General features: G+C 42.9%; 29 protein-coding genes. 5 read left to right on the forward strand and 24 right to left on the reverse strand.

The window, feature by feature from the left end; translation table 11 throughout:
- Positions 1–10: 10 nt before the first annotated feature.
- The 6 genes from L2747_RS02625 to ffh all read right to left on the reverse strand — a co-directional run bounded on the left by L2747_RS02625 (position 11) and on the right by ffh (position 4,964).
- Positions 11–1,102 (reverse strand): 3-deoxy-7-phosphoheptulonate synthase, encoded by a 1,092-nt coding sequence (locus L2747_RS02625; RefSeq protein WP_248997556.1) that lies wholly within the window; start codon positions 1,100–1,102, stop codon positions 11–13.
- Between the two features lie 316 nt (positions 1,103–1,418).
- Positions 1,419–1,772, reverse strand: coding sequence for a 50S ribosomal protein L19 (gene rplS / locus L2747_RS02630; protein WP_012276214.1), 354 nt, complete (start codon positions 1,770–1,772; stop codon positions 1,419–1,421).
- 36 nt (positions 1,773–1,808) lie between these two features.
- A complete protein-coding gene (gene trmD / locus L2747_RS02635) occupies positions 1,809–2,555 on the reverse strand; it encodes a tRNA (guanosine(37)-N1)-methyltransferase TrmD (protein ID WP_220779627.1) in 747 nt (248 codons plus the stop codon).
- A gap of 15 nt (positions 2,556–2,570) precedes the next feature.
- Positions 2,571–3,101: a ribosome maturation factor RimM gene (gene rimM / locus L2747_RS02640; RefSeq protein ID WP_220764433.1), complete on the reverse strand. Its 531-nt coding sequence runs from the start codon at positions 3,099–3,101 to the stop codon at positions 2,571–2,573.
- 20 nt (positions 3,102–3,121) lie between these two features.
- Positions 3,122–3,373 (reverse strand): 30S ribosomal protein S16, encoded by a 252-nt coding sequence (gene rpsP / locus L2747_RS02645; RefSeq protein WP_012154307.1) that lies wholly within the window; start codon positions 3,371–3,373, stop codon positions 3,122–3,124.
- Positions 3,374–3,590: 217 nt separating this feature from the next.
- The gene (gene ffh / locus L2747_RS02650; RefSeq protein ID WP_220779625.1) at positions 3,591–4,964 is read right to left on the reverse strand and encodes a signal recognition particle protein; all 1,374 of its coding nucleotides are present in this window, start codon (positions 4,962–4,964) and stop codon (positions 3,591–3,593) included.
- Positions 4,965–5,370: 406 nt separating this feature from the next.
- On the opposite strand from ffh, the gene L2747_RS02655 reads away from it, so the two are divergent.
- Positions 5,371–6,159: a cytochrome C assembly family protein gene (locus L2747_RS02655; RefSeq protein WP_248997557.1), complete on the forward strand. Its 789-nt coding sequence runs from the start codon at positions 5,371–5,373 to the stop codon at positions 6,157–6,159.
- Between the two features lie 144 nt (positions 6,160–6,303).
- Positions 6,304–7,584: an HlyC/CorC family transporter gene (locus L2747_RS02660; RefSeq protein WP_248997558.1), complete on the forward strand. Its 1,281-nt coding sequence runs from the start codon at positions 6,304–6,306 to the stop codon at positions 7,582–7,584.
- Between the two features lie 74 nt (positions 7,585–7,658).
- Here L2747_RS02660 and L2747_RS02665 read toward each other — a convergent pair whose 3' ends face one another.
- Both L2747_RS02665 and L2747_RS02670 read right to left on the reverse strand, forming a co-directional pair.
- Positions 7,659–8,198 (reverse strand): Mpo1 family 2-hydroxy fatty acid dioxygenase, encoded by a 540-nt coding sequence (locus tag L2747_RS02665; RefSeq protein WP_248997559.1) that lies wholly within the window; start codon positions 8,196–8,198, stop codon positions 7,659–7,661.
- Between the two features lie 303 nt (positions 8,199–8,501).
- The gene (locus L2747_RS02670; RefSeq protein ID WP_248997560.1) at positions 8,502–9,548 is read right to left on the reverse strand and encodes a toxin-antitoxin system YwqK family antitoxin; all 1,047 of its coding nucleotides are present in this window, start codon (positions 9,546–9,548) and stop codon (positions 8,502–8,504) included.
- Between the two features lie 376 nt (positions 9,549–9,924).
- Between L2747_RS02670 and L2747_RS02675 the strand changes: the two genes are divergently transcribed.
- Together L2747_RS02675 and L2747_RS02680 are read left to right on the forward strand one after the other, a co-directional pair.
- A complete protein-coding gene (locus L2747_RS02675; protein ID WP_248997561.1) occupies positions 9,925–10,866 on the forward strand; it encodes a Dyp-type peroxidase in 942 nt (313 codons plus the stop codon).
- 155 nt (positions 10,867–11,021) lie between these two features.
- Complete coding sequence (locus tag L2747_RS02680) at positions 11,022–11,543, forward strand: GNAT family N-acetyltransferase (protein WP_248997562.1); 522 nt, start codon at positions 11,022–11,024, stop codon at positions 11,541–11,543.
- A gap of 59 nt (positions 11,544–11,602) precedes the next feature.
- Here the strand turns inward: L2747_RS02680 and acpS are convergent, their stop codons facing one another.
- The 11 genes from acpS to rpoE all read right to left on the reverse strand — a co-directional run bounded on the left by acpS (position 11,603) and on the right by rpoE (position 21,091).
- Positions 11,603–11,998, reverse strand: coding sequence for a holo-ACP synthase (gene acpS, locus L2747_RS02685; RefSeq protein WP_248997563.1), 396 nt, complete (start codon positions 11,996–11,998; stop codon positions 11,603–11,605).
- A gap of 109 nt (positions 11,999–12,107) precedes the next feature.
- Positions 12,108–12,845 (reverse strand): pyridoxine 5'-phosphate synthase, encoded by a 738-nt coding sequence (gene pdxJ, locus L2747_RS02690; protein ID WP_248997564.1) that lies wholly within the window; start codon positions 12,843–12,845, stop codon positions 12,108–12,110.
- A 123-nt stretch (positions 12,846–12,968) separates the two neighbouring features.
- On the reverse strand, positions 12,969–13,658 hold the full coding sequence (gene recO / locus L2747_RS02695) for a DNA repair protein RecO (protein ID WP_248997565.1): 690 nt from the start codon (positions 13,656–13,658) through the stop codon (positions 12,969–12,971).
- A gap of 144 nt (positions 13,659–13,802) precedes the next feature.
- Positions 13,803–14,795, reverse strand: coding sequence for a GTPase Era (era, locus tag L2747_RS02700; RefSeq protein ID WP_248997566.1), 993 nt, complete (start codon positions 14,793–14,795; stop codon positions 13,803–13,805).
- Complete coding sequence (rnc, locus tag L2747_RS02705) at positions 14,792–15,469, reverse strand: ribonuclease III (RefSeq protein ID WP_248997567.1); 678 nt, start codon at positions 15,467–15,469, stop codon at positions 14,792–14,794. Before rnc ends, era begins: the two co-directional genes overlap by 4 nt.
- A 1-nt stretch (position 15,470) precedes the next feature.
- Entirely contained in the window at positions 15,471–16,388 is a 918-nt protein-coding gene (gene lepB / locus L2747_RS02710; protein ID WP_248997568.1) for a signal peptidase I, read from the reverse strand.
- Between the two features lie 137 nt (positions 16,389–16,525).
- Entirely contained in the window at positions 16,526–18,316 is a 1,791-nt protein-coding gene (lepA, locus tag L2747_RS02715; protein WP_248997569.1) for a translation elongation factor 4, read from the reverse strand.
- Positions 18,317–18,446: 130 nt separating this feature from the next.
- Complete coding sequence (locus tag L2747_RS02720) at positions 18,447–18,911, reverse strand: SoxR reducing system RseC family protein (RefSeq protein WP_248997570.1); 465 nt, start codon at positions 18,909–18,911, stop codon at positions 18,447–18,449.
- 13 nt (positions 18,912–18,924) lie between these two features.
- A complete protein-coding gene (locus tag L2747_RS02725) occupies positions 18,925–19,857 on the reverse strand; it encodes a MucB/RseB C-terminal domain-containing protein (protein ID WP_248997571.1) in 933 nt (310 codons plus the stop codon).
- Positions 19,858–19,869: 12 nt separating this feature from the next.
- The gene (locus tag L2747_RS02730) at positions 19,870–20,487 is read right to left on the reverse strand and encodes a sigma-E factor negative regulatory protein (RefSeq protein WP_248997572.1); all 618 of its coding nucleotides are present in this window, start codon (positions 20,485–20,487) and stop codon (positions 19,870–19,872) included.
- A gap of 25 nt (positions 20,488–20,512) precedes the next feature.
- On the reverse strand, positions 20,513–21,091 hold the full coding sequence (rpoE, locus tag L2747_RS02735; RefSeq protein ID WP_248997573.1) for an RNA polymerase sigma factor RpoE: 579 nt from the start codon (positions 21,089–21,091) through the stop codon (positions 20,513–20,515).
- Between the two features lie 220 nt (positions 21,092–21,311).
- Between rpoE and nadB the strand changes: the two genes are divergently transcribed.
- The gene (gene nadB, locus L2747_RS02740; protein WP_248997574.1) at positions 21,312–22,922 is read left to right on the forward strand and encodes an L-aspartate oxidase; all 1,611 of its coding nucleotides are present in this window, start codon (positions 21,312–21,314) and stop codon (positions 22,920–22,922) included.
- Between the two features lie 16 nt (positions 22,923–22,938).
- Here nadB and L2747_RS02745 read toward each other — a convergent pair whose 3' ends face one another.
- The 5 genes from L2747_RS02745 to nhaA all read right to left on the reverse strand — a co-directional run bounded on the left by L2747_RS02745 (position 22,939) and on the right by nhaA (position 26,269).
- The gene (locus tag L2747_RS02745; protein WP_346347772.1) at positions 22,939–23,352 is read right to left on the reverse strand and encodes a protein YgfX; all 414 of its coding nucleotides are present in this window, start codon (positions 23,350–23,352) and stop codon (positions 22,939–22,941) included.
- Positions 23,333–23,572 carry an FAD assembly factor SdhE gene (locus tag L2747_RS02750; protein WP_248997786.1) on the reverse strand — a complete coding sequence of 80 codons (240 nt, stop codon included), beginning with the start codon at positions 23,570–23,572 and terminating at the stop codon, positions 23,333–23,335. Before L2747_RS02750 ends, L2747_RS02745 begins: the two co-directional genes overlap by 20 nt.
- 165 nt (positions 23,573–23,737) lie before the next feature.
- Positions 23,738–24,646, reverse strand: a complete 909-nt coding sequence (gene nhaR / locus L2747_RS02755; protein WP_248997576.1) for a transcriptional activator NhaR — start codon at positions 24,644–24,646, stop codon at positions 23,738–23,740.
- Between the two features lie 67 nt (positions 24,647–24,713).
- Entirely contained in the window at positions 24,714–25,097 is a 384-nt protein-coding gene (locus tag L2747_RS02760; protein ID WP_248997577.1) for a hypothetical protein, read from the reverse strand.
- On the reverse strand, positions 25,094–26,269 hold the full coding sequence (gene nhaA, locus L2747_RS02765; RefSeq protein ID WP_248997578.1) for a Na+/H+ antiporter NhaA: 1,176 nt from the start codon (positions 26,267–26,269) through the stop codon (positions 25,094–25,096). The genes L2747_RS02760 and nhaA overlap by 4 nt, the downstream gene beginning before the upstream one ends.
- Positions 26,270–26,566: the final 297 nt, after the last annotated feature.

Here is a 26,566-nt window from a genome sequence, read left to right on the forward strand (position 1 = left end):
CTATCTTCCATCAGCCATTTGCTACTTTGAGCATATCAAATCGAGTCGGTAATATTGGGGCTAATAAGCTAGCACCATCGCGCAACAAGGTTTCCGTGGTTTGCCAGTCGATACACGCATCTGTCACCGATACACCGTAAGCCAGTTCATTCATCGGTATGTCACTGCTTTGCTTACCCGCATTTAAGTGACTTTCAAGCATAACACCAATAATTGATTTATTACCCAAAGCGATTTGGTTAAATACGTCTTCACAGACAGGCTTTTGTTTGTTGTGATCTTTTGACGAATTGCCATGGCTGCAATCAACAATTAAACGTGCACTTAACTTTGCCGCATGCAGCTGCTGTTCACACTCTGCCACACTCGCAGCATCGTAATTTGGCGCTTTACCGCCACGTAAAATCACATGGCCATCAGGATTACCTGCCGTTTGTAATAGCGCAACCTGCCCTTTTTGGTTGATCCCCATAAAACGATGGCTACTTGCTGCAGACTCAAGTGCATTAATGGCGACACCTAACTTACCGTCGGTGCCATTTTTAAAACCAACTGGCATAGATAGACCCGATGCCATTTCACGGTGCGTTTGCGACTCAGTGGTGCGCGCGCCAATCGCTGACCAAGTGATAAGCTCAGACATGTACTGTGGGCTAATAGGATCTAATGCTTCTGTTGCCACGGGGAGTTCAAGCTCTGCTAGCCAAATCATCAACTCTCGGGCTTTTCTTAGGCCTTTATCGACATCAAAGGATTCATCCATATCAGGATCATTAATCATGCCCTTCCAGCCAACAGTAGTGCGCGGCTTTTCAAAGTAAACCCGCATTAATACAAAGAACTCATCACCTAATTCGTCATGCAGTTTTTTAAGCTTAAGCGCGTACTCTTTAGCTGCATCAATATCATGGATGGAGCAAGGGCCTGAAATCACTAATACGCGGTTATCGCGCTTATGCACTATATCTGCAACGGTTTTGCGTGCATTAAGTACATATTGATAAGCATGCGTAGACAAAGGCAGATCGCGCTTTAGCTCTTCTGGCGTGACCAGCACTTGCTCTGAACTAATATGGACATTGTTGATTGTGTCTTGTTGCATGATTATCACCTGTATTTATGCTTACTGTATTTCGCTGCCAGTTGCTATTTCACTGAAAAACGTCTCGATTTGTTTGCTTGTGATTGTTATAAATTCAACCTCAAGTAATATTGTAACGGTACACCATTACACCTTGAGAACACTATGCCTATACAAGCAGTTGAGATCAAGCACTGATTTTAAATAATGAAAAATTTAACTGTAGGAAAACGAAGTAGAGGACAGAAGAAGGCTTACTAAAATTTAGGCAACAAAAAACCGCCATATAGGCGGTTTCTCGTGCGAACACTGCATCTTTTTTTTAGCGAGTACTAAATTACTTAGTAGCAAGCTTCTCACGGATACGTGCAGACTTGCCTGAACGATCACGTAGGTAGTAAAGCTTAGCACGACGAACACGGCCGCGACGCTTAACTTCGATGCTAGAGATGATTGGGCTGTGAGTCTGGAACGCACGCTCAACACCTTCACCATTAGAGATTTTACGTACTGTGAATGCAGAGTGAACGCCGCGGTTACGCTTAGCGATTACAACGCCTTCAAACGCCTGTAGACGCTCTTTACCGCCTTCTACAACACGTACTTTAACAACTACTGTATCACCGGCACCAAATTGTGGTACGTCGGTTTTCATTTGCTCTTCGTTGAGCATTTTGATGATGTTATTCATTAAATAAACTCCATACTAGTAATAACTGCGCTTCGACTAATCATCTTGTTTGATGCTGTCAACAAATTCGGCTAAAAGCTTCTCTTGTTCGCCAGTCAGAGCTAGATTTTCAAGTAATTCTGGTCGTCTCAACAAAGTCCTACCTAGGCTTTGCTGTAAACGCCAGCGTCTAATATGTTCGTGGTTGCCACTTAGTAATACGGCTGGAACATCCAGTCCATCCAAACTTTCAGGACGCGTATAGTGGGGACAATCCAGTAATCCGTCAGAGAAAGAATCTTGCTCTGCAGAAGCTTGCTTTCCTAGCACGCCAGGAACCAATCTTGAAACTGAATCAATCAGAGTCATCGCCGGAAGCTCACCGCCCGAAAGCACGTAATCTCCTATTGACCACTCTTCGTCCACTTCAGTTTGAATAATGCGCTCATCAACACCTTCGTATCGACCACACACTAAAACCAAACTGGATGATTGAGCTAACTCTTCAACGCCTTGCTGTGTCAGCTTACGGCCCTGAGGAGAAAGGTAAATCACCTTCGCATCTTTTCCAGCTGCAGCCTTAGCTGCATGGATGGCATCACGTAGAGGCTGCACCATCATCAACATTCCAGGGCCACCACCATAAGGGCGGTCATCCACTGTTTTATGTTTATCATGGGTGAAATCACGGGGATTCCACGTTTGCAACTCTAGTAACCCTTTACTAACTGCACGACCCGTTACACCAAAGTCTGTTACGGCACGAAACATCTCGGGAAACAGGGTTACTACCCCTAACCACATATGTTCTACCTCGACTTAAAAGTCCGGATCCCAATCCACTAAAATCTGTTTTGCTGCCAAATCCACCTTTTGGATGAACTGGTCAGTAACAAAGGGAATCATACGTTCCGCTTTGCCAAAGCCATCTTTCGCGTTTGCTTTAACTAAAAGTACGTCATTTGATCCTGTTTCCACGATCTCTTGCACTGTACCCATGTTGTAGCCTTTGGTATTGGTAACTTCACAGCCGATAAGATCTCGCCAGTAGAATTCATCTTCTGGTAAATCTTGCATCTGATCCGCTGGCACAGCAATCTCACAATTAGTAAGCGCTTGCGCCTCATCCCGTGTTGATACGCCTTCAAGACAAGCAACGACGGCTTTACCTTGGAAACGCCACTGGGCGACCTTAACCTCGCGCCATTCGCCTTGTTCTTTAATAAGCCAAGGTGAATAGTCAAAGATACCTTCAACAGAGTCGGTATAGGTAGTGATCTTCAACCAACCTTTAATGCCATAACTTGAACCGATTTTGCCAAGGATGACGGGTTCTTGTTTACTACTCATCAATCTATACCTTAACGCTATTAAGCAGCAGCTTTACGAGCGTCTTTGATCAGTTTTGCTACACGATCAGTAGTAGCAGCACCGTTAGCAACCCAATGCTCAACACGGTCAAGATCTAAGCGTAGAGCTTCTTCTTGGCCACGAGCTACAGGGTTAAAAAAGCCAACGCGCTCGATGAAACGACCGTCACGGGCGTTACGGCTGTCAGCTACAACGATGTTATAAAATGGACGCTTTTTTGCGCCGCCACGAGCTAAACGAATGGTAACCATGCGTTTGGTATCCTCTAATGATTTGCTTTTTATCAAGCAAAAATAAAAACTGAAACTCCGTGTTCGCGGAGAGCCCCAGATAGAAAGCCGGCAGATTTTACCTGACTGACCGACGAATGCAACCGTAATCGGCGTTTTTTACACCTAAAACGATAAACAGACCAGAGCAAGTTTTACTCTAGTCTGTAAATTTAGCTTTGCAGAATATAAATAATGCCTAGCGGCCGGGCATTTTCATGCCTGGTGGAAGCATACCGCTCATACCACGCATCATCTTTTTCATGCCACCTTTTGACGACATTTTCTTCATCATCTTCTGCATTTGCGTAAACTGTTTCAATAAACGGTTCACGTCTTGAATTTGTGTGCCGCTGCCCATCGCGATTCTGCGCTTACGCGAACCTTTGATGATATCAGGGCGTTGACGCTCACCTGGTGTCATAGAATTGATAATAGCTTCCATCTGCCCAGTCATCTTGCCGTCTTGAACTTGAGCAAGCGCTTCAGGTGGTAATTGACCCACACCCGGTAGCTTCTCAATCATGTTCATCATGCCGCCCATATTCTTCATCTGCTGCAACTGCTCACGGAAATCTTCTAAATCAAAATTTCCGCCTTGCTTTACTTTAGCAGCAAGCTTCATGGCTTTTTCTTGATCGACGCCGCGCTCTACCTCTTCAATAAGAGAAAGCACATCGCCCATACCAAGAATACGTGAAGCCACACGATCAGGGTGGAACGCTTCTAGTGCGTCGGTTTTTTCACCAACACCTAAGAATTTAATTGGCTTACCTGTGATATGGCGAATCGATAATGCCGCACCGCCGCGTGCATCACCATCAACTTTAGTTAAAACCACACCGGTAAGTGGCAAGGCTTCATTAAAAGCTTTCGCTGTATTTGCCGCATCTTGACCTGTCATGGCATCAACCACAAACAGAGTCTCAACTGGCTTAACCGCCGCATGAAGGTCTTTAATTTCGTCCATCATGGCTTCATCGACGTGCAAACGACCTGCAGTATCGACAATAACCACATCAATAAACTTTAGCTTCGCGTGCGCAATGGCAGCATTAGCAATATCGACTGGCTTTTGGCTAACATCTGATGGGAAGAATTGAACGTCTACTTCAGCAGCTAAGGTTTCTAGCTGCTTGATTGCAGCAGGACGGTATACGTCGGCAGAAACCACAAGTACAGATTTCTTCTCACGCTCACGTAAGAATTTAGACAGTTTTGCAACACTGGTGGTTTTACCCGCACCTTGCAAACCCGCCATCATGATTACAGCTGGAGGCTGTGCCGATAGGTCTAAAGCTTCATTCGCTTCGCCCATCGCATTTTCAAGTTCGCTTTGAACGATCTTAATAAAGGCTTGGCCTGGACTTAGACTCTTAGAAACCTCTTGTCCAACAGCGCGTTCTTTAACGCTATTTACGAATTCACGAACCACAGGCAAGGCAACATCGGCCTCAAGAAGTGCCATGCGGACTTCGCGTAAGGTTTCCTTAACGTTTTCTTCCGTTAAGCGACCACGGCCACTGATATTTTTCAGAGTCCGTGACAATCTGTCAGTTAAGTTCTCAAACATTATCCAGTTCTTTACCGTTTAAAATTTACATTGATGGGGCTGTATTATAGCGATGCCCAGATATTATGCTACAGAATGACGCAAGTAACTTTTATAACTAGGCCTTACAATCGATAAATATTTAACAAAAATCGCTGTTAGGACAAAGAATCAGCCAATTTTTGCAATCAAGGTCACTGCCCAAAAGACCTTTGCTCATGTTATTCTAGTTGACAACGTTATCGGTGAATTCTGAGATATAAAACCTAATAACGTAAGCAAAGAGACCTAAAGCGATAATTTCGCTCATTCTGCGATTTAACTCCTGTTTGAATCAGGCTAGTATGCAACTCGTTTGGTCAGCTTTAGTTAAACGTTATTAAGTATGCGTAACGCATCAGACTCATAAACAATAGGTTAATACTCAATGGTCATTTTTTCCGCTTCAGCCATGTTATTTTATAGTATTGCTTTGGTTCTCGTCGCAAGTCGCCTGTTTCATGTAGACGGACCAAACAGAAAGCTCGTCGCAGGATTTGCAGCTGTAGGCGTGGTGTTGCATGCTGCAGCCCTATCTCAAACCATAATGACAAGTGACGGGCAAAACTTTAGCTTAACCAACGTAATTTCGATGGTTAACTGGATTATTACCTTTAGCTTTACCATTTTGTTATTCAGACTCAAAGTCATCGTAGTATTGCCAGTAGTCTACGTCTGCTCAATCATTTCTGTTGCGCTATTATGGTTAGTACCACCAGAATACATCATTCACTTTGAGATCCATCCTGATGTACTCGTTCACGTTGTCTTGTCACTAATGGCGTACAGTGCATTAATGATTGCGGCGCTTTATGCGATTCAATTAGCAATTATCCAGAACCGTCTTAAGAACAAGAAAATTGTGATGACATCGGCTATGCCACCGCTGATGACCGTCGAAAAACAGCTATACCACTTAGTGATTGTAGGCGTAATTTTATTGAGTTTGTCACTCGCCACAGGCTTTATCTTCTTAGATGATATGTTTGAAGAAGGTAAAGGACATAAAGCGGTATTATCGATTATGGCTTGGTGTGTTTATATCGCCATGTTAGCTCAGCAATACTGGGTTGGTTGTCGTATTCGTACCGCCGTTGCTTATACTTTAACAGGCGGCGTACTGCTATCACTTGCCTACTTTGGTGCGCGCATTGTTAAAGAGTTAATCCTCCGCTAAGCTTCATTTTCGTCAATTGACCCATCGCAGCTTGATGGGTCAAACTTGACACTCTTTAGAAAGTTCTGTAATTAGTTATTTTTATAGCGCTTTATCTAGCTTGAATTTTCGCCCTTTCTTTAAACAACAGCGGAGCTCCAACTCTTGGACGATATATCCACTGGCGTACTTTTATCTATTCTGTTCGTCTTAATCCTACTGTCTGCTTACTTCTCTGGCTCAGAAACAGCCATGATGTCACTAAACCGTTATCGTTTGCGCCACTTAGCTAATAGTGGTCATAAAGGGGCTAAGCGCGCGATAAAAATGTTGGAACGACCAGATAGATTGATTGGGCTCATTCTTATTGGCAATAACCTCGTTAATATTTTAGCGTCAGCGATAGCGACCATTATCGGCATACGTTTATTTGGTGACGTGGGGGTCGCCATCTCGACCGGTGTATTAACGCTCGTCGTCTTAGTCTTTGCTGAAGTCACTCCTAAAACTGTTGCCGCGCTTCACCCAGAACGTATCGCCTTTCCCTCCAGTGTTGTCCTACGAGTATTACTCACAGTACTTTCTCCTTTCGTAAAGGTCGTCAATTTTATTACCTCTACTTTTTTACGCTTGCTTGGCATCCACTCAGTAAAAGCCGATGATGCCTTAAGTCAAGAAGAGTTGCGGACAGTAGTAAACGAGGCTGGCGCCTTAATACCACAGCGCCACCAAGAGATGTTGTTATCGATTATGGATCTTGAGAAAGTTACTGTTGACGACATCATGATCCCGCGTAACGAGCTTTACGCCATCAATATAAACGATGATTTTAAAAGTATTAATAAGCAGGTTATTCAAAGCCCGCACACAAGGGTGTTGCTATACAGAGATACCGTAGATGATGCGGTTGGTTTTGTACATTTAAGAGATGCATTGCGCTTACAATCGAAAGGCCAATTTAGTAAGTCTTCCTTACTGCGTGCGGTAAAAGAGCTGTACTTTATTCCCGAAGCCACGCCGCTTAATGTGCAGCTATCTAACTTTCAGCAAAATAAAGAACGCATAGGGCTAGTTGTAGATGAATACGGCGACATTCAAGGTTTAGTAACCCTTGAAGACATTTTAGAAGAAATAGTCGGCGACTTTACCACTTCTATGGTCACCACTCCGAGTGAAGATATTACCCCTCAGCAAGATGGCAGTTTCCTGATTGAAGCAACAATAAACATACGCGACCTCAATAAAGAGATGGAGTGGCACTTCCCGATTGATGGTCCTAAGACCATCAATGGTTTAGTACTTGAGTACTTAGAAGATATTCCAGAGCCTAACACCTCCATGCGTTTATATGGCTACCCGCTGGAAGTGATAGATGTCGCAGACAATATGATAAAAACGGTTAGAGTCATGCCACAGCATTACCTTGCGCCTAAGACTGCAGATTAGTCGAGCAATGCTCTACTCACAATAAAAGGCGCTATCGCGCCTTTTTAATTATCTATGTTTATCGCTAATACCACTTAACCTGCTTTTCTTGCGGCCTCTAACGCCCTACGTTTATCTCGAGCTAGAGGCGTAATATCTGCGAGTAACTGCTTTTCTAGCCCGAACATAAAGTAAACCTCTGCCATCAAAAAGAACGGTCCTATTAACAATTGATTTAAGTCATCGACAAAAGCTGGCTTGGCTTTCTCGTAATGATGGCCAATAAATTGGATCACCCAACCAACAAAAAATACCACGACCGCAATCCAAAATGCATGGGATATTTGCGCCACAAGGCTTGATGTATAAAGCACGGGAATAATAAAAATCGTTAAACCAATGGCAAGTCTTGCATGTAATAGGAAATAATAGAGAAGCACGCCGACTGTAAAAATCGTGGCAACATTAAACGTGATGACGGGCTCATTAGACACGGCAAAATTAACAGGTATTAAATTCAGTAATAAAAATAGTGACCAAATAATCAAAGGTACGCCCACAAAGTGAGTCCGAATATTTTTAGGATTTAAATGCACACTCTTGTAGGTTGATAACTGCTCTTCGGCGGATTTCATCTGCTCTTCTCCATATAGGCTTGCCAGTATAGAAACATTGCTAGGGTTTGTATTCGCAAACGTTTCTAACATGGCGACTGTATTTGGCTCAGCGGGGCATAAATCGCACTAATCTCTCGATAGGCGTATTTTCAATGCCCCATTAACACTAGCCAAATTTAACTAAATATTAACCTAATGGATCTTGTCGCATTTTAATAGAGTAAAAATTCAAATTAGCCCTTTAAGCTGCATTACTCTGCAATAAAGCAGCTTATGCTAAGTCACCGCCGCCCTCTTCGCAAAGGGATTGTCCACTAGTGACTAGTCTGTTGTTGAATAAGTCACCCATTTAGATAAGTCATCATCAAAGTAGCTTTCTTGGATGATCTTACCTTTGCCATCAAGCTTTTTTATCACCACTGCCAGGCCATTCTCATCATAGATTTTAATCTGTTTATCTGTCACCACGCCGTTTACATAAGTACGCTTGGATATTAACTGGCCATTGCAGTGATATTTAGTAAACTCGCCATCTTCCACGCCCATATTGTAATGTTCGCGAGAATCAACTCGACCATTTTCACCACAAAAGGTTAACTGCACCCCATGAAGGGTATTGAGTGGGTTATAGCCATAATGTTGCTCTGAGCGTCGTTTGCCATCGGAGCGGTATGTTTCTAATATGCCGGTATTGGTTACCCTGTTGTAGGTAAATTTGCTTCTTAAGCGACCATTACGATAGTAAGTTTTCTCATTGAGCTTTTTATAATCGGCATAAATAAATTCACTCTCGCTCTCAAGCAGGCCATCTGCATAATAGTCCTTGTGACGTTGGCGCTTTTCACCATCAACAAAATAGTACAGACGCCATTCTCGGCCTTTTTCATAACTAATGCTCTCGACTTCTTTGTCGCCTTCGAATCGCTTATAGCTGAGGATTACGCCCTGCTCATCATAAAGCCAATGCTCCATTTTTACGCCAGCTTGATAAAGTCGCACCCACTGCGGCTTTCCAGTGGTGGAAAAGTGATAACTAATCTGCTTTCCATCTAACTTACCCGCCTTATACCAAGCCGTTTCATTGAGTTGATTGTTTAGCGTCGAGAAGCTATAGCCGTGTTCGAGTCCATCTTGATACTGAGTCACTCTATAAAACGCCTTACCATAAGCATAATTAGTCGCAATGCCGGTAAATAACTCACCTCGATAATACTCAGGACAATCGCTTTGATACTGCTTACTGCAGCGAGGTTGATCTAGGTCATCCTCATTAACTGGAAGCTGCACATTGCCGCTACACGCTGACAACAGCCAAAAACTCAATAGTACAATCAGTGGGTATCGGTTTTTATTTACATAAAACAACATAACAACGACTCTTATATTTGGATAAAGACCCCATCGGCCAACCTAAGTAATTTTCGCCAATATCAGCACTTAGAGCCTCGCTTGAGGACATGCAGGCAATCAAACAGCTGCAGAATACACAGAGCAACAATGATTAACAAACCCACAGCGTCGATAATCCGTAAATTCATAAGCAAGCTCACTTAAATCAATTAAAAAACGCTTTTACGCAAAATAAACAGCCAGCAAACTTATGAAAGCCAATCATAAATATTAACTGGAGTTAATTTCACATTCTTAATTAAAGGCGTATAGTTTTTTAAAGCTATTGATGAGTTCCACTACACTTTAATGAAGAACTTAATTACTCCTAATTTATTGTATGGAGACACCGTAAATGACACAGTTATGCTCACTTGCCCAACCTGGCGTATTATCTAATCCTAGTTCTCACGTTGAATACTTGACGTTTTCATTGATCCCGACAGCAGAATTAGCCACTGTCATAACCGATGGCATTAGTGCTATTGCTGGGATAGAGAAATCAATCAATCATAAAGATCTAACCGCAGATCTAAATATCTCAATCGGTTTTTCATCCAATGCATGGCCACAGTTGTTCCCAGACTCTCCAATGCCTGCTGAATTGCAGGTATTTCCAGAAATGCGTAATGGCGAGCGCCACTTCCCGTCAACACCTGGCGATATCTTCGTGATGATCAAGTCTGAAAGGATCGATCTCAACTTCCAAGCCGCTAAGTACATTCGCAATAGCTTTAGCGAGATAGCCTGCTTAACAGAAGACATACAAGGTTATAAATACTTAGATAATCGTGACATGATTGATTTTGTCGATGGCACAGAAAACCCTGATGGTGATGAAAGAATTGAAGCGGTATTGGTTGCCGATGATATTGAAATCCATCGCGGTGGCAGCTATTTACATGTGCAACGCTATATCGATCGCCAAGGTTTATGGGACAAGCAGACAACTGAATATCAAGAGCAAGTCGTTGGGCGCACTAAGATGGACAACATTGAGCTAAGTGATGAAGAAAAGCCTGCATGGGCGCACAACGCTAAGAGCAAAGTTGAAATTGATGGCGAAGAGATAAAAATGCTCAGGCAAAACCGTCCCTACGGTAATGCAATGGAACATGGCACTATGTTTGTAGGTTTTGCTGCCACACCGTCGATTATTAACACTTCACTGACTCAGATGATTAATGCCGATGATAATGGTCACTATGACCGCCTATTAGACTTTGTTGAAGCTAAGACTGGCTGCTTGTTCTTTATGCCCTCAAAAGCTTTTTTAGACCAGTTTGACGATGAATAGAGCACTTATTCATCTAAATTGCCTTTAACTGAACACTTTTAACAAAGCGTAACAATACGCTACCTGCGACTTAACGAACTAAGGCTTAAGCGAGTTATTTAACTTAAGTCTTAGTTCGATTACACTCGGGATAAATAATTGCCAGCAATCTCAACATGAACTTCCCAGCCCTCAGTATCCAAACTATTGACATAACCAATCGACAAACCGTTCTAGCACTAGAACTTAATAAAGACCAAAACGACTTTATTGAATCCATCTCCGACTGTTTACTTGAAGCCAAAGAAGATCCACGCTTCACCCCGGTAGCCCTTTATTATGGCGAAGATATCGCTGGATTTGCCATGTTCGGTCAATTTGAAGAATGCGAACAATTAACGGTTGATGAGCAAACAACACAAGCCAATAAAAATCCGTCAAGCAGAGTGTGGTTTGACCGATTTTTGATTGATAAGCGATTTCAAGGAAAAGGGTTAGGCAAAGGCTTCGCTAAACTATTACTCACAGCTCTTTTTGACCGCTTTAAGTGCAAGCAAATACACCTAAGTGTATATCCCAACAACGTTAATGCTATTGCCCTTTATCAGCAGCTTGGTTTTGAGTTTACTGGCGAACTCGTTTGTAAGGGAGAACAGGTGATGAGCTGTCAATTCGATGTATTTAACACAAACAGTTAGCTTTAAAAGCCTCTTTTAATGCAGCTATTCAGCTGCATTAACTGCCGCGCGATAACAATCTAAGATTCTAAAATCACCGTTGCAGTGGCATAACGCTGCTCATCTGCAATAGAAATATGCGCATGCTTAGCGCCAATCTCTACTAGCCTTTTCGCTGCACCGTCAGTAAACGCTATTAGCGGTGCGCCATTCGCGTTGTTACTGATCTCAATATGCTGGAATGATACTCCGCGGCCAATGCCTGTGCCTAACGCCTTAGCTGCAGCTTCTTTCGCTGCAAAACGCTTAGCAAGATAGCGTCCAGGCTGAGCACTGCTGACAAATATGCTAAACTCAGCAGCTGTTAATACTCGCTTGGCTAAACGGCAACTTAGCAATGCCTCATCTCCTACAGCAGGGATCCGCTCTTCAATCCGCGCTATTTCAACAATATCAGTGCCTAAACCTACAATCATTTTGAGCCTTTATAACAAGCTATATGGCGGTTGTTTGCAAACAACCGGCTAGAATAAACAAAAGCCGAGAGCAAAGGCCTCGGCTATTAATACCAATTAGATACTCGCTTTACTCGCCGCGACGGCCTTCTAACATTAACTGTTTCATGTCACGCACAGCTTTATCTAAACCATCAATTGCCGCACGAGCAATAATGGCATGGCCGATGTTAAGCTCATATAGCTCAGGGATAGCAGCAATAGCTTTAACGTTATGATAATGCAAACCATGACCCGCATTAACCACTAGACCTTTATTGTGAGCATAGCTCGCCATTTCGGTAATGCGCTTAAGTTCTGCAGCTTGCTCGCTATCAGTTTCAGCATCCGCATAGCAACCGGTGTGAATTTCAATAACCGGCGCGCCGACTGCCACAGCCGCGTCAATTTGCGTGCTATCTGCATCAATAAATAACGACACCTTAATGCCTTCTTTGCTTAAGCGAGCCACAGCCGCAGCGATCTTGTCTTGCTGCCCGGCTACGTCAAGGCCACCTTCGGTGGTTAGCTCTTCGCGCTTTTCTGGTACTAAACAAACGTAAGCAGGCTTAATTTCACAGGCAATATTAAGCATCTCTTCGGTAACAGCCATCTCAAAGTTCATACGCGTCTTTAAGGTTTTTGCCAGAGTGTACACATCGCGGTCAATAATATGACGGCGATCTTCACGCAAATGAATAGTAATGCCTTCTGCGCCGGCGTGCTCCGCAACGGCTGCAGCATGAACTGGATCGGGATAATTTGTACCGCGTGCCTGACGTAAAGTCGCAATATGATCGATGTTAACGCCCAATAAGATCCGGCCCATGTTTGTTCCTTAAAAAATAAGCAGAAATAAAAGACGATATTGTACTGATAGGGTTGCGGTTTAGCCAGTCTCGAGAGCTAAACAGTATTTAATTTGTTGTTGCTGAGTCTTGACAGGAATAAGCTAAATCTTCGGTTTCTTGGCAAATAAGCTTCTTGAATGCAGTGGCTTATCGCCAAGTACTGGCGCTAATAATTGTCGCATTAATTTCTTGGCTTCTAGATAGTGCTCTGCAGTCAATGTACGCTGATTCAAGGCAACCAACATTTCGCCAGTGAAAAATCGATGCTGATTGAAAGCTGTTGCAATAACAGGCGTAAAACCATGATCTGGCTCTAAACGATAAAAACCACTTGCAGTGATCGGTGCATCACTTGGGTCAAAATCAAGTGATGGCATAGTGCCTAGCTCTTTTAAAAGTGCGTGTTCAAAGTATCTAAGTTGACTTTGGTTGAACTCTGTCGCCATGGCAATCAAGGTACGATGGTAATCAAAAAACAAGTTTTCAGCGCTATGCTGCACGCTTAAACAACGAATTAACAGTTCATTAAGGTACAACCCAGAATACAAACAGTCACCCGTTAACGGAACAGCAGGACTTGCCGCTTCAACTTGTTTGAGATTCTTAAGATCGGTTTTCCCCTGCAACATAAAGATAATCGGCTGGAAGGGTTGGATAATGCTACGAATAGAGTTTTTAGCGCCGCCTAAGCGTGCAACAGCATCAACTCGTCCCTTACCATCGACCAGTAAGTTAACGATAACGCTACCATCACGAAAATGCCTGCTATGAAGAACGTAGCCACGTTCCATACTGATTATTCCAATTCAATAAGCCCATTTTGCTATGAGCAATATAAGACAATAAAAACGTAATACAAAATTCAATTATAACCAATAAAAATGCCTCTTCTTATTACTAAAAAGAGGCATCATTCGCGGTTAAGTCAATAAGGACTATTCGTCGCCATAACCTAAGCTGCGCAGTGCACGTTCGTCATCAGCCCAACCAGATTTAACCTTAACCCACATTTCCAAGAAAACCTTGTTATCAAACAACGTTTCCATATCTACACGCGCGGCAGAACTGATCTTTTTGATGCGTTCGCCTTTATTACCAATCACCATACGCTTTTGCGTTTCACGCTCAACCAGCACTAAAGCGTTGATCTGGTAAACACCATTTTCCATCATCTTAAACTGTTCGATCTCTACCGTACAATCGTATGGTAATTCGTCACCTAAAAAGCGCATTAGCTTTTCACGTACGATTTCAGATGCCATAAACTTTTGTGAACGGTCAGTCACATAATCTTCAGGGAAGTAATGTGGTGACTCTGGCACTGAAGCAACTGACATATCTAAAATACGCTGTACGTTAGTGCCTTGGGTTGCAGAGATAGGTAAAATCTCATCGAACGGAAACTTCTTCGATAACTCTTCAAGATGCGGGAATAACGCTTCTTTATCTTTGATATTATCGACTTTGTTAATCGCTAGAATTGTCTTACGACCATCGTCACGGCTTTGCAATTTACGCAATACCATTTCGTCATCTGGCGTCCAGTTCATACCATCAACAACAAATACCACTAGCGCCACTTCAGCTAGCGAGCTCGCTGCAGCACGGTTCATTAAACGGTTAATGGCGCGTTTTTCTTCGATATGCAAACCGGGGGTGTCAATAAACACCACCTGACGTGGACCGTCAGTATGGATCCCCATAATACGGTGACGCGTTGTTTGCGGCTTCTTAGAGGTAATACTGATCTTTTGCCCTAAGAGCTTATTCAATAATGTTGATTTACCGACGTTTGGACGACCAACAATAGCAACCATGCCACAATAGGTCACAGCGTATTTAACCGCTGATGACGGGTTGTTCATGTTTGCCAATAGTTCGTCTAAACTTGGCTCGTGGCTTTCAGGTAAATCTTTGTTGTCACTCATTTCTTAATTAACTCCAACACTTGAGCTGCAGCACTTTGTTCCGCTTTTCTACGTGAACTGGCTACTCCAACAACGGCTTGGCTCAAGTCTTCAACAATACATTCAACGGTGAAAGTCTGCTCGTGAGCATCACCTTCAGTATGAACCACTTTATAAATAGGCAGCGGTTTTCTAAACTTCTGCAAATGTTCTTGCAGTAAAGTTTTCGGATCTTTTTGGTTAATTGGTTCAATCACTTTTAAACGTGATTCATACCAACTAAGCACAAGTCCACGGCACTTTTCGATATTAGAATCGAGATAGATAGCGCCAATAATCGCTTCTACAGCATCGGCTAAAATAGACTCTCGTCTAAAGCCACCGCTTTTCAGCTCGCCTGGACCAAGCTTTAGGTAATCACCTAACTTAAACTCAATAGCTATTTCAGCGAGCATTTTTCCACAAACTAGGGTGGCTCTCATACGGCTAAGGTCACCCTCTGTCGCCGCAGGAAACTGATGGTATAGCGCATCAGAAATCACGATAGATAAAATAGAGTCTCCAAGAAACTCTAATCTTTCATTATGCTTATTAGACGCGCTACGATGAGTTAACGCTTGGTCTAAATAGCCTTGTTCACTAAATTCATACCCTAACGTTCGGCACAAACGTGGAATGTTCTTAATTGGTTCCATATTAAACTATTCCGCCTACACGGTTAAAACGAACACCTGTTGGGATCCAAGTCGGTAAAAAGTCTGAAGGCGTTCTATCAAATTCAAAGCTAATCCAAATTGCTACGGCCTTTCCCACTAAATTCTCTTCGGGAACAAAGCCCCAAAAACGGCTGTCAGTACTATTGTCACGATTGTCGCCCATGGCAAAGTACTGCCCTTCTGGCACGATGAACTCCGTCAATGGTACGTTTTCTTGGCGGAAGAAATGGTTAATTCTGTCAGGAATTGCAGGGTTCACCAAAATATCGTGACTAATATCACCTAACTGCTCTTTATAACGAATTAGAGGCATGCCACTTTGAGAGAATTCACCGCGATTAACTTCTGCTCTATCAACCTGCTTAAGCTCCGGACAAGGACTTTGTCCTTCTGCGCAAGCTGGTTGGATATATAGGTCTTTATTGCGGTAAACAATGCGGTCGCCCGGTAAACCAATAATACGTTTAATATAGTCAATCTGCGGATTCATTGGATATTTAAATACCGCCACATCACCACGCTCAGGCTTGCCAGTTTCAACCAAGGTTGAACGCCAAACAGGATCTTTTATTCCGTAGCTAAACTTTTCAACCAAGATGAAGTCACCAACCAATAGTGTTGGCATCATTGAGCCTGATGGAATTTGGAATGGCTCATAAATAAAAGAGCGTAAAATCAACACGAATGCGATAACAGGAAAGATAGACTTTGATGTTTCAACAACTGCAGATTCGCGCATGATGTTATCTACACTTTCTTCGCTCAAATCTGCCTGCGCAGCTTGTGCTATTGCCAGCTTCTCACGGCGCTTAGGTGCAAAAAATAGTGCATCAGCCATCCAAATTAAGCCACTACCTAAGGTCACCAATACTAATATTAGAGAAAAATGGGCTGCCATTATTAATTAACTCCTGCCAAACATAGTCGGGGCATAGCGAAAATGCCATTGTCTTTAAGGTTATACGCCAGTAATGAAAGCGCCGCAAATTGCGGCGCTCAGTCTAGCGATATATTAACAATTCTTAACGAGTTTGCTTAATCGTTAAGCTTCAGTACCGCTAAGAATGCCTCTTGTGGCACTTCAACGTTACCGACTTGCTTCATACGCTTTTTACCTTCTTTCTGCTTGTTCAGTAGCTTCTTCTTACGCGATACGTCGCCGCCATAACATTTAGCAGTTACGTCTTTACGCATTGCTTTAATCGATGAGCGGGCAATAATCTGGCTACCCACTGCAGCTTGAACAGCAATATCGAACATTTGACGAGGAATAAGCTCCTTCATCTTATTCACAAGTGCTAGACCCTTAGTACGGATCAAACCTTTATGAATAATCATAGCTAATGCATCAACTCTATCGCCATTAATCAAGATGTCTAGACGTACCATGTCTGCTGGCTCAAAGCGGATGAAGTTATACTCAAGCGATGCATAACCACGACTGGTTGATTTTAGACGGTCGAAGAAGTCCATAACCACTTCAGCCATTGGCAATTCGTAAGTCAATGCAACTTGATTACCGTGGTAGACCAAGTTTGTTTGTACGCCACGTTTTTCAATACATAGAGTAATAACGTTACCTAAGTATTCTTTTGGAACCAAAATATTGGTTTCTACGATTGGCTCACGCATCTCGGCAATGTTATTAACTGCAGGCAGATCTGATGGGTTATCAACGTAGATAATCTCACCATTAGTCTGAACGATTTCATAAACTACGGTCGGCGCTGTAGTAATTAGCTCTAGGTTGTATTCACGCTCTAGACGCTCTTGGATGATCTCCATGTGGAGTAGACCCAAGAAGCCGATACGGAAACCAAAACCCAGTGCAGAAGACGTTTCTGGCTCGAAGAACAATGACGCATCGTTCAAGCTTAGCTTGTTTAGTGCTTCTCGGAAGTTTTCGTAATCATCGGTAGAAATAGGGAATAATCCCGCATAAACCTGTGGTTTAACCTTTTTAAAGCCGCCTAGTGGCTTTTCAGCACCGTGCTTAGAATGGGTTAAGGTATCACCAACTGGCGCGCCGTGGATCTCTTTAATACCCGCAATAACAAAACCTACTTCACCGGTTTTAAGTTCGGTAGTATCGGTTTGCTTAGGCGTGAAAATACCCACACGATCTGCGTTATAGTTTTGTCCGGTAGACATCACCTTAAACTTGTCGCCTTTTTTCAGTACGCCATTTTTAATACGTACCAAAGAAACAACGCCTAAATAGCTATCGAACCAAGAGTCGATAATCAGTGCCTGCAGAGGCCCTTCTTTATCACCTTCTGGTGGCGGAATATCAGCAACGATAACTTCGAGTACATCTTTAATACCGATACCGGTCTTAGCAGAGCAACGCACAGCATCAGTTGCTTCAATACCAACGATATCTTCAATCTCTTCAGCCACGCGATCTGGATCGGCCTGTGGTAAATCGATTTTATTTAGAACAGGGACAACGTCCATATCCATTTCTAATGCGGTATAACAGTTTGCTAGAGTTTGCGCTTCAACGCCTTGACCCGCATCAACGACTAATAAAGCACCTTCACACGCCGCTAATGAGCGCGATACTTCATAAGAGAAGTCAACGTGACCGGGCGTATCAATGAAGTTTAACTGGTAAGTTTCACCATCATTAGCCTTGTAGTCTAAGGTCACGCTTTGCGCTTTAATCGTAATACCGCGTTCACGCTCAATATCCATTGAGTCAAGAACTTGCGCAGCCATTTCACGATCGGTTAAGCCACCGCATTCTTGAATAAGGCGATCTGATAGTGTTGATTTGCCGTGGTCAATATGGGCAATAATTGAAAAGTTTCTAATATGCTTCATTATGCTGGGATGACTTAACTCGAAGTTGATAAAAATTTTAAAGTGCAGAATTGTACCCGATTGCAGCTTTAATACCAATTTATATAGTGCAATTACTGCGGAAAAGATAACGGCAGCACGAATGCTGCCACTATGAGGCTATCTCAATCGGTTTACCTAAAGACTTGATTATCACAGGTTGTGCATCTGATTCTAACTTCTTAGCAGCTCTCTTTCCTATGTTCCAAAAGCCCAGAGCACCAATGAGAGCTGCAATAATTGAGAATAAATCTGGATGCGTTCCTGCCAATACCGCTAATTGATTACCAATAAAAGCCCCGATAAAAAGACCACTAAGAGGCATCATATACACTAATGCAGCTGCTTTTAAGATAACACTTTCGGGCAACCCCAATTTTAAACGCTCACCTTTTACAAATACTTGTTCAGTTTGAAGTGAAAAGCGTTGTACCTTGGGTGAGAAAGCTTTAGATACAGCAGAAGTGCCACACGAATCCCCACTGTCGCAGTGATTGCAAGCACTTTTGAGTTCAACTTCAACGACCACCCAACCAGAGTTGCCATTCGCGACAACTCTAGCAATTTCTTCCATCATGAGAAAACCTTCATCACTGCAGCATGATGCTCTTGGCAATACGACTCAGCGTCTCTGCAGGCACCTTTCCTACAGCGACCACCTCAGCATTGCCAACTCGCTCAGTCGCAAGTGACAAGCCATTACGGGTCACTAATTCGTCAGGTAATGGTTTATCACCCGCTTTAGCGACATAAACAGAAATACTGGCAAGACCGTCGCTGATGGCAATGTACTCAACAGCTTCTTTACTGCCAATTAAACGATGCTGATCTTTAATCAACACCTTAAAACCTGCGGGTAACCAACTAAACTGCCAATTTTCACCACCATCACGATCAGATTGTGACATTACTGCTGGCCATTCTTGCTTATAAGCCTCTTTTAAGATTGCTGGTACTTCATCAAGCACAAGCAATTCTACAACTAAAAGTTGCTCCAAAAGCTGTTTATCACCGCTTACCATATCAAAACGCAGTGGCAAGTAGGTATCCATGTCCAACCAAACTTGATAACCATAACGATTATTGTCAATTGGAATAATACGAACTAACTGCCCCGGACGACCTGCAATACGGCTGCGACCGCCCAATACAAATTGATAACCGTCTTCTAATTTAGATACGTCATCAGCAAATGCTCCAGGAATAACGCCTTGGATTCGATTTGCATGCACACTGTAAGCCGGCTGGTCATGCTCGATAAAAGTTACAGTATTTCCAACTCTTACAGCATTCTTTGGCGGTCCATTGAGGTGTTCTAAAAAGGCAACTTCCTCATCATTCACTTTACCATGGATATAAACCAAAGGGCGGATATGATCGGCTTGAAGTTGAATAAGGGAAATTTTAAATTCTTGTTCTCGCAGGGCTTGGCTCATATTTTCTAGCCAAGCTTTGGCGGGCATGTCTTCCCGCGCCATAGCGGGAAAACTCATGGCTATGATAGCCAATAGGATTAGACGCAAGCTAACTCCTCATTATTGAGCAACGGGTGTAGTATCGACCTCGCTATTGTCGTCGATATTCACTCCATTATTCAATCTTTGTTGCAACATATGATCTTGAATATAGGCATTAATACGGCGACGCTGGTCAGCAACCTGATCATTAGTGTAACTTTGGTTCTGTTGTACTGCACCTGTTTGTAAACTTACAGGAGACGCGCTACCAATTAATGGGCGTGTATTCAGCACCGGCAGTGGAGAGCTTTCAACCAAAGTTTCTTGATTATAATTTTGCACACCAACGACAGCAACCAAAGCGACGGATGCAGCAATAGCATATTGACCAAATTGCTTAAATAACGGAATAATCTTGCCCGCAGATGCAACCTTTGTCTCAGCGACTTTAGGCTCTTTAGTTACTACTGGTTGAGGCGCTACAATCGCAGGCTCATCTTCAATAGCCGCCATAATGCTTGCACTAAGATCTAAAGACATAGTCTTTGGAAGCTCACCGCGCATCGCATCACCAATCATATGATAATCACGCCACTGCTCATGTGAATCTGCGTCAGCCGCTAATTCAGCTAACGTGTGCTCGTCAATTTCACCATCAACGGCAGCAGATACCCATTCCTGACCTAACTTATCCATTATTCACCTATCTTTATTTAAGATGCTAACGTTCTAGCAACGGCTTAAGCTTTTTATCGATTGCTTCTCGGGCTCTAAAGATCCGTGACCTTACGGTTCCCACTGGGCAATCCATGACATTGGCAATCTCTTCGTAACTCATACCATCGAGTTCTCGCAGTGAGATAGCCATCTTTAATTCTTCTGGCAATGTGTCTAAGGTGTCAAAAACCACCTGTTGAATCTCTTCTGACAGCACGAGTCGCTCAGGTGAGGCAAACTCTTTTAACGCATCACTGCCATCATAGTATTCAGCTTCTTCAGCATCGACATCATTCGCAGGGGCACGTCGGCCCTGTGCAACCAGATGGTTCTTCGCAGTGTTGACTGCGATACGGTACAACCAAGTATAAAACGCACTCTCGCCGCGAAAGTTGGGTAATGCTCGATAAGCTTTAATAAAAGCTTCTTGCGAAACATCAGCAACATCAGCCTGATTTCGTACATAACGAGATATCAGGTTGGCAACCTTATTTTGGTACTTTTGTACCAAAAGGTTAAAAGCGTTTTTGTCTCCACGCTGTACGCGCTCAACTAACTGTTGATCACTTATTTGTCCACTCATCCGAGCCGACTACTCCTAAATCTAATACTGATTTCTCAGCCGCTCGAATCATATTCACTTATGTAGACTAGCGCGTTTCAAAAAAGTTCTAATTAATTTCGCAAAGATCTTAAATTATTTTCTGCAGGCGTTGATTTATTTATATGCGACCAATGAAAGTATCCATATTCAGCGTCATGGTTTACCATAGTCGGACTTCCTGATAACGCTATGATACCTGATGAAACAAGTAGTTGAACACCAATCTGATGTTTTGGTTATCGGCAGCGGTGCCGCCGGTCTCACATTAGCTTTGCATCTTGCTGAAAAATCAAAAGTTATTTTGCTTTCAAAAGGGCCTCTCAGCGAGGGCTCAACCTATTACGCCCAGGGCGGAATAGCCTCAGTCTTTGATGAAGAGGACACCATTGAGTCCCATGTAGCCGACACTCTAGTTGCTGGAGCAGGGCTTTGCGATGAGCCTGTGGTCAAATTTACCGCTGAAAATGCCAAGGCAGCAATGCAATGGTTAATCACTTGCGGAGTCGCCTTCGATAAAGAAGAAGTACCGGCAGGTAGTACCGCTGAAGCGCCTTATCACTTAACCCGTGAAGGTGGCCATAGTCATCGCCGTATTTTGCACGCCGCAGATGCAACGGGTAAAGAAGTGCAAGTCACCTTGCAAGACCGCGCTCGCAACCACCCTAATATTCAAGTACTTGAAAGATACAACGCCATCGATTTGATTACTACACGTAAATTAAATCGCCCGGGTAACCGAGTTCAAGGTGCTTATATATGGAACAGAGACGCTGAACATGTTGAAACAGTTAAGGCGCGCTTTGTCGCTTTAGCGACTGGCGGTAGCTCCAAGGTTTATCAGTATACCTCTAACCCGGATATCGCATCTGGAGACGGCATTGCGATGGCATGGCGTTCAGGTTGCCGCGTAGCAAATATGGAATTCAATCAATTTCACCCGACTTGTCTATACCATGCAGATGCACGTAACTTCTTGCTCACCGAAGCACTTAGAGGTGAAGGCGCATTTTTGCGTCGCCCTGATGGTACTCGTTTTATGCCAGACTTTGATGAGCGAGCTGAACTTGCGCCGCGCGATATTGTTGCCCGCGCAATAGATTATGAAATGAAGCGTTTAGGCTCTGACTGTGTCTATCTTGATATTACGCATAAGCCAGCTGACTTTATTATCAAGCATTTCCCAACTATCCATAAACGTTGTTTAGAGTTAGGTATTGATATCACTACTGACCCAATCCCTGTGGTACCTGCTGCTCATTATACCTGCGGCGGTGTGATGACAGACTTACATGGTCAAACTGACCTCAATGGCTTATATGCTATTGGTGAAGTTGCTTATACAGGTCTTCATGGCGCTAACCGTTTAGCCAGTAATTCGCTGCTTGAGTGTTTGGTGTTTGCCAGAGCTGCTGCAGAAGATATTGAAAGCCAGCTAAACAAAATTCCTATGCCTGGCATTTTGCCAGCTTGGGATGAAAGCCAAGTATCTAACTCAGACGAAGAAGTTGTTATTGCCCATAACTGGCATGAGCTACGCTTATTTATGTGGGATTACGTAGGGATTGTGCGTTCAGATAAACGTCTTGAACGTGCCCTTCGCCGCTGCGCTATGCTACAACAAGAGATCCAAGAGTATTACAGCAACTTTAGAGTGAGTAATAACTTACTTGAACTGCGTAATTTGGTTCAAGTTGCCGAGCTAATTATTCGTTGTGCAATGGAGCGTAAAGAAAGCCGAGGCTTACACTACAATATTGATCATCCCAATAAAGATGCGTCACCAAAGCCAACCATTCTACAACCGGACTAATTAGCTACAATTCTTGTTATTGAGTAGCCAACTGTAATAGACGACATAAATGTCGGTAATTTATGTCGTCTAACATATCCGCCCAAATCACTATTCTCCGAGTTTCCGTTGCAAGCTTAATATCAAACATCACCGCAAACGGCGTGATAACGGGTCTTGCTACAACCATAAACTCAGTTTGTCCCTCTAACTTCCCCTGTCCATCGCTTTTCAGCACAAATCGGCAACGCCATGTTCGTAAGTGCCATAATTGCCAAGTAAAAAAGCTCATGCAAACTGTGAGGAGTAAATATTTAAAATACAGATAAATTAGGCTTTCTGAATAGGGCCAGAAAACAAACGAACTTAAACAGACAAGGGAAATAACGGCCAATGAAAGGCATTGACCGAGAGAAGAGCTCACATCAAAACTATGCTGCTGGGCGTCCACGAACTCTGATGATCATTTCAGCGAATGCAGGATTTGAGCAAACTTCATGCCCCATAAACCATGCAAATAACTCAGGGTCTTCACATTCTAGCAGACTAACAAACGTTGCTTTATCTTCTATAGACATCCCTTCATATTGCTCTTCAACAAAAGGTTGAAACAATACATCTAGTTCAAGCATACCTCTACGGCATGCCCACTTAACTCTAGGTAACTTCATCGGCTCTTGGCTTGATTCAGACAAAGTGAACGCTCCAATTTTATAGGGTTTTATACTCGCTTTAGTGTACCAGCTGGCAAGTATTTGTGTCGATATTGACTCCGCACCGCCGCTGAGTCAAGACAGCTAATCAATTAAAGCTAGGGGGGCTTTGCTTATCAAGTATTAAAACTGTTGAACAGTTAAATCTTTACCTGCAAACAACTCACTGAAATCGGTTTCCAATAAGCGCTTTACCGCAGGGTGCTGGATCATTCGCTCGGCAAACATAACATGGTAAACCTCTTTTATTTCAGAGGTCTCACCTAGAAGCGTCATACCATGAGCTAGAATATCTTGCTTATAAATTGAAGGCGCTACAAAGATGCCTTGCTTAAAGAATCCAAATGTTTTCATCATTGCAGCGTCATCAAACTCGCCCAAAATGCTTACATTCAATGCCTTTTCATCAAACCAACGCACTAACTGTTGCCCCAGAGAGCTGCGCCTTCCAGGAATAAGCAGCTTACCTTGCTCTAAACATTGCGGAAATGGTTTTGAGTATTTCTCCGCTGAAAAAAAGGCAACACCCGACTCACCTAACTGTTTGGATAGAATTTCAGGGTATTTCAAGCTTTCACCAGCACAATCAGACAAAATCATATCTAATTTATGCTCGCGTAAACGTGTCATTAAATCTTCGTGAGTAGACTCATAACAGGCTAAATGCATAGAGCCGTCAGTAGGTACTACTGATAGCAGTACCCTGCTAGTCAAGGCTTTTGATAAAGCAGCTGCAATACCCACTTCAAATAGGATATTTTCATCTTTTTGATAATTCAGTAAGTCTAGCATTTCATAGCTTAAGCTAAACATTTTATCAGCATAGCGAAATACCAACTCTCCAAGCTCTGTTGGCTCAAGAGAGCGACCCACACGCTTAAATAAGCTACCTTTTAAACTCGCTTCAAGCACTCGTATCTGCCCTGTCACTGTTTGTGGAGTTAAACAGAGCGCTTCAGCCGCTTTGGCAACAGTGCCTTTCTTTTGGATCATCCAGAAGTAATAGAGATGGTTGTAGTTTAAATTTGACATGGTAAACACGGCCGTTTGGATAAAAAAAGAGGCAACCAATATAGTTGCCTCGTTATTTCATTTAGGATTACTTAAGACGTTGACAGTCTAATAATCCGGTCATTGCTGTCGTTAAATCATCGGTGGTTTTAATTTCTTTAGCAGAAAAAGCCTCAGCTAAACCTGCGACCAACGCATCCCTATCTGGCAGGTTGTCTTGGCAAAAAGTACGGTTTGCCTCTTGAAAACGCTTACCACCACGATATTTCAGTGCACGTGACTCATAACCGTCACTTTCTAACCTCTGGCCAACAGCTGCTGCTTTATACATTAAAGCACCGTCAACCACGCCCTCAAGATAGTTCTGACAAACGACACTATCAATCTCTTGATTACAAACTTCAATTTGATTTGCCGATGCTACAGAGCTAAAACCCAGTCCAACGACTAATGCTAATAACGTGATTCTCATGCTTTCTCTCCTTTTTCAGGTAGCACCTTAGACAACCAGAAATAACCAATTAGTGCCGATGCTAGTGATCCCAATAAAATCCCTAATCTTGCGTAGTCACCGTACATTTGACTGTCGCCTGTAAAGGCTAAAGAAGAAATGAACATAGACATTGTGAAACCAATACCACACATCACCGCTACAGGGGTAATATGTCTCCAGCCCATACCTTCTGGCAATACAGCAAGTTTTAGTTTCACTGCAATAAAGCTAAACAACATAATACCAAGTGGCTTACCTAGCAGTAATCCAAGAGCAATACCGATAGGTACCGGAGACAATAGTGAACTCAAACTCATACCACTTAGGTCAACGCCAGCGTTGGCAAAAGCAAATATCGGTAAAATAATAAACGTGCTCCAAGGATGTAGGCTGTGCTCTAAACTCTCTGAAGGAGACGAGCCATCTTTTGCTCTCAGCGGAATACAGAACGCAATAATAACACCGGCTAATGTCGCATGAACGCCTGACTTAAGTACGGCTATCCACAAAATCAAACCTACAACACCATATGGTCCAAGTGCGGTAACACCTTTGAGGTTTAATCCGATCAACCCCATAATTGCTACAGCAGCAACAATCAAGCTAATTGTTGATAAATCAGTACTGTAAAAGAGTGCAATAATGACAACGACGCCAAGATCATCAATAATTGCTAGCGCTAACAAGAACACTTTTAGTGCTACAGGTACACGGCTACCTAGTAACGCCATAATACCAAGTGCAAACGCAATATCGGTTGCAGCTGGAATAGCCCAACCCACTTGGGTAATAGGGTCTGAATAGTTAAATATTAGATAAACGGCTGCAGGGAAAACCATGCCACCAATTGCCGCAAACGTAGGCAACGAAGCCTGTGCACGGCTTGATAAAGCCCCTTCAAGCAATTCTCTTTTTACTTCTAAGCCAATAAGCATGAAGAAGATAGCCATTAACCCGTCATTGATCCAGTGAATCAAAGTCTTGTCGATATCAAGGCTACCAAGCCTAACTTGCATTTCTGTTTCTAGAAAGCCGTGGTACATACCCGATAAAGGTGAGTTTGCAAAAATCATCGCTATCACGACAGAAGCCATCAATAAGATGCCACCTGCCGATTCTTGGCTTAGAAAATTCCTAATTGCCCGTTCCATTAATACGCTCCATAAAATCTCAATACTTCGAGTGTAGCTGAATACGATTAACCTGAATAATCGTTTGCGTCAGCCATAAACCTCGGAATATCCGAAGTATTGAATTTAATCCTAATATGAATAAATATCAAACCTCAATAGAATAATCACGCTTTAAAAATCCACATTAACAATAAAGTGCTAAGGATCACACTTTTTTGGGAACTAAAACGGTGATCTATATTACAAGCCTATTATTTACACAAAGTAACAATTAAAAAAACAAACTTTTGACGACTCGAAAATAACGAGCATTTA

The sequence above is a fragment of the Shewanella marinintestina genome (assembly GCF_023283845.1).
GTDB lineage: Bacteria > Pseudomonadota > Gammaproteobacteria > Enterobacterales > Shewanellaceae > Shewanella > Shewanella marinintestina.

Excerpts from the sequence above, each read along its gene's own strand:
- L2747_RS02680 (WP_248997562.1), top strand. The coding sequence starts at position 11,022 with ATGAACTTCCCAGCCCTCAGTATCCAAACTATTGACATAACCAATCGA.
- L2747_RS02675 (WP_248997561.1), top strand. The coding sequence starts at position 9,925 with ATGACACAGTTATGCTCACTTGCCCAACCTGGCGTATTATCTAATCCT.
- trmD (WP_220779627.1), bottom strand. The coding sequence starts at position 2,555 with ATGTGGTTAGGGGTAGTAACCCTGTTTCCCGAGATGTTTCGTGCCGTA.
- recO (WP_248997565.1), bottom strand. The coding sequence starts at position 13,658 with ATGGAACGTGGCTACGTTCTTCATAGCAGGCATTTTCGTGATGGTAGC.
- rplS (WP_012276214.1), bottom strand. The coding sequence starts at position 1,772 with ATGAATAACATCATCAAAATGCTCAACGAAGAGCAAATGAAAACCGAC.
- nhaA (WP_248997578.1), bottom strand. The coding sequence starts at position 26,269 with ATGGAACGGGCAATTAGGAATTTTCTAAGCCAAGAATCGGCAGGTGGC.
- lepA (WP_248997569.1), bottom strand. The coding sequence starts at position 18,316 with ATGAAGCATATTAGAAACTTTTCAATTATTGCCCATATTGACCACGGC.
- nadB (WP_248997574.1), top strand. The coding sequence starts at position 21,312 with ATGAAACAAGTAGTTGAACACCAATCTGATGTTTTGGTTATCGGCAGC.
- ffh (WP_220779625.1), bottom strand. The coding sequence starts at position 4,964 with ATGTTTGAGAACTTAACTGACAGATTGTCACGGACTCTGAAAAATATC.
- acpS (WP_248997563.1), bottom strand. The coding sequence starts at position 11,998 with ATGATTGTAGGTTTAGGCACTGATATTGTTGAAATAGCGCGGATTGAA.
- L2747_RS02760 (WP_248997577.1), bottom strand. The coding sequence starts at position 25,097 with ATGAGAATCACGTTATTAGCATTAGTCGTTGGACTGGGTTTTAGCTCT.
- era (WP_248997566.1), bottom strand. The coding sequence starts at position 14,795 with ATGAGTGACAACAAAGATTTACCTGAAAGCCACGAGCCAAGTTTAGAC.
- L2747_RS02670 (WP_248997560.1), bottom strand. The coding sequence starts at position 9,548 with ATGTTGTTTTATGTAAATAAAAACCGATACCCACTGATTGTACTATTG.
- L2747_RS02665 (WP_248997559.1), bottom strand. The coding sequence starts at position 8,198 with ATGAAATCCGCCGAAGAGCAGTTATCAACCTACAAGAGTGTGCATTTA.
- rnc (WP_248997567.1), bottom strand. The coding sequence starts at position 15,469 with ATGGAACCAATTAAGAACATTCCACGTTTGTGCCGAACGTTAGGGTAT.
- L2747_RS02655 (WP_248997557.1), top strand. The coding sequence starts at position 5,371 with ATGGTCATTTTTTCCGCTTCAGCCATGTTATTTTATAGTATTGCTTTG.
- lepB (WP_248997568.1), bottom strand. The coding sequence starts at position 16,388 with ATGGCAGCCCATTTTTCTCTAATATTAGTATTGGTGACCTTAGGTAGT.
- rpoE (WP_248997573.1), bottom strand. The coding sequence starts at position 21,091 with ATGAGTGGACAAATAAGTGATCAACAGTTAGTTGAGCGCGTACAGCGT.
- L2747_RS02625 (WP_248997556.1), bottom strand. The coding sequence starts at position 1,102 with ATGCAACAAGACACAATCAACAATGTCCATATTAGTTCAGAGCAAGTG.
- L2747_RS02750 (WP_248997786.1), bottom strand. The coding sequence starts at position 23,572 with ATGAAGTTACCTAGAGTTAAGTGGGCATGCCGTAGAGGTATGCTTGAA.
- nhaR (WP_248997576.1), bottom strand. The coding sequence starts at position 24,646 with ATGTCAAATTTAAACTACAACCATCTCTATTACTTCTGGATGATCCAA.
- rimM (WP_220764433.1), bottom strand. The coding sequence starts at position 3,101 with ATGAGTAGTAAACAAGAACCCGTCATCCTTGGCAAAATCGGTTCAAGT.
- L2747_RS02720 (WP_248997570.1), bottom strand. The coding sequence starts at position 18,911 with ATGATGGAAGAAATTGCTAGAGTTGTCGCGAATGGCAACTCTGGTTGG.
- rpsP (WP_012154307.1), bottom strand. The coding sequence starts at position 3,373 with ATGGTTACCATTCGTTTAGCTCGTGGCGGCGCAAAAAAGCGTCCATTT.
- L2747_RS02730 (WP_248997572.1), bottom strand. The coding sequence starts at position 20,487 with ATGGATAAGTTAGGTCAGGAATGGGTATCTGCTGCCGTTGATGGTGAA.
- pdxJ (WP_248997564.1), bottom strand. The coding sequence starts at position 12,845 with ATGGGCCGGATCTTATTGGGCGTTAACATCGATCATATTGCGACTTTA.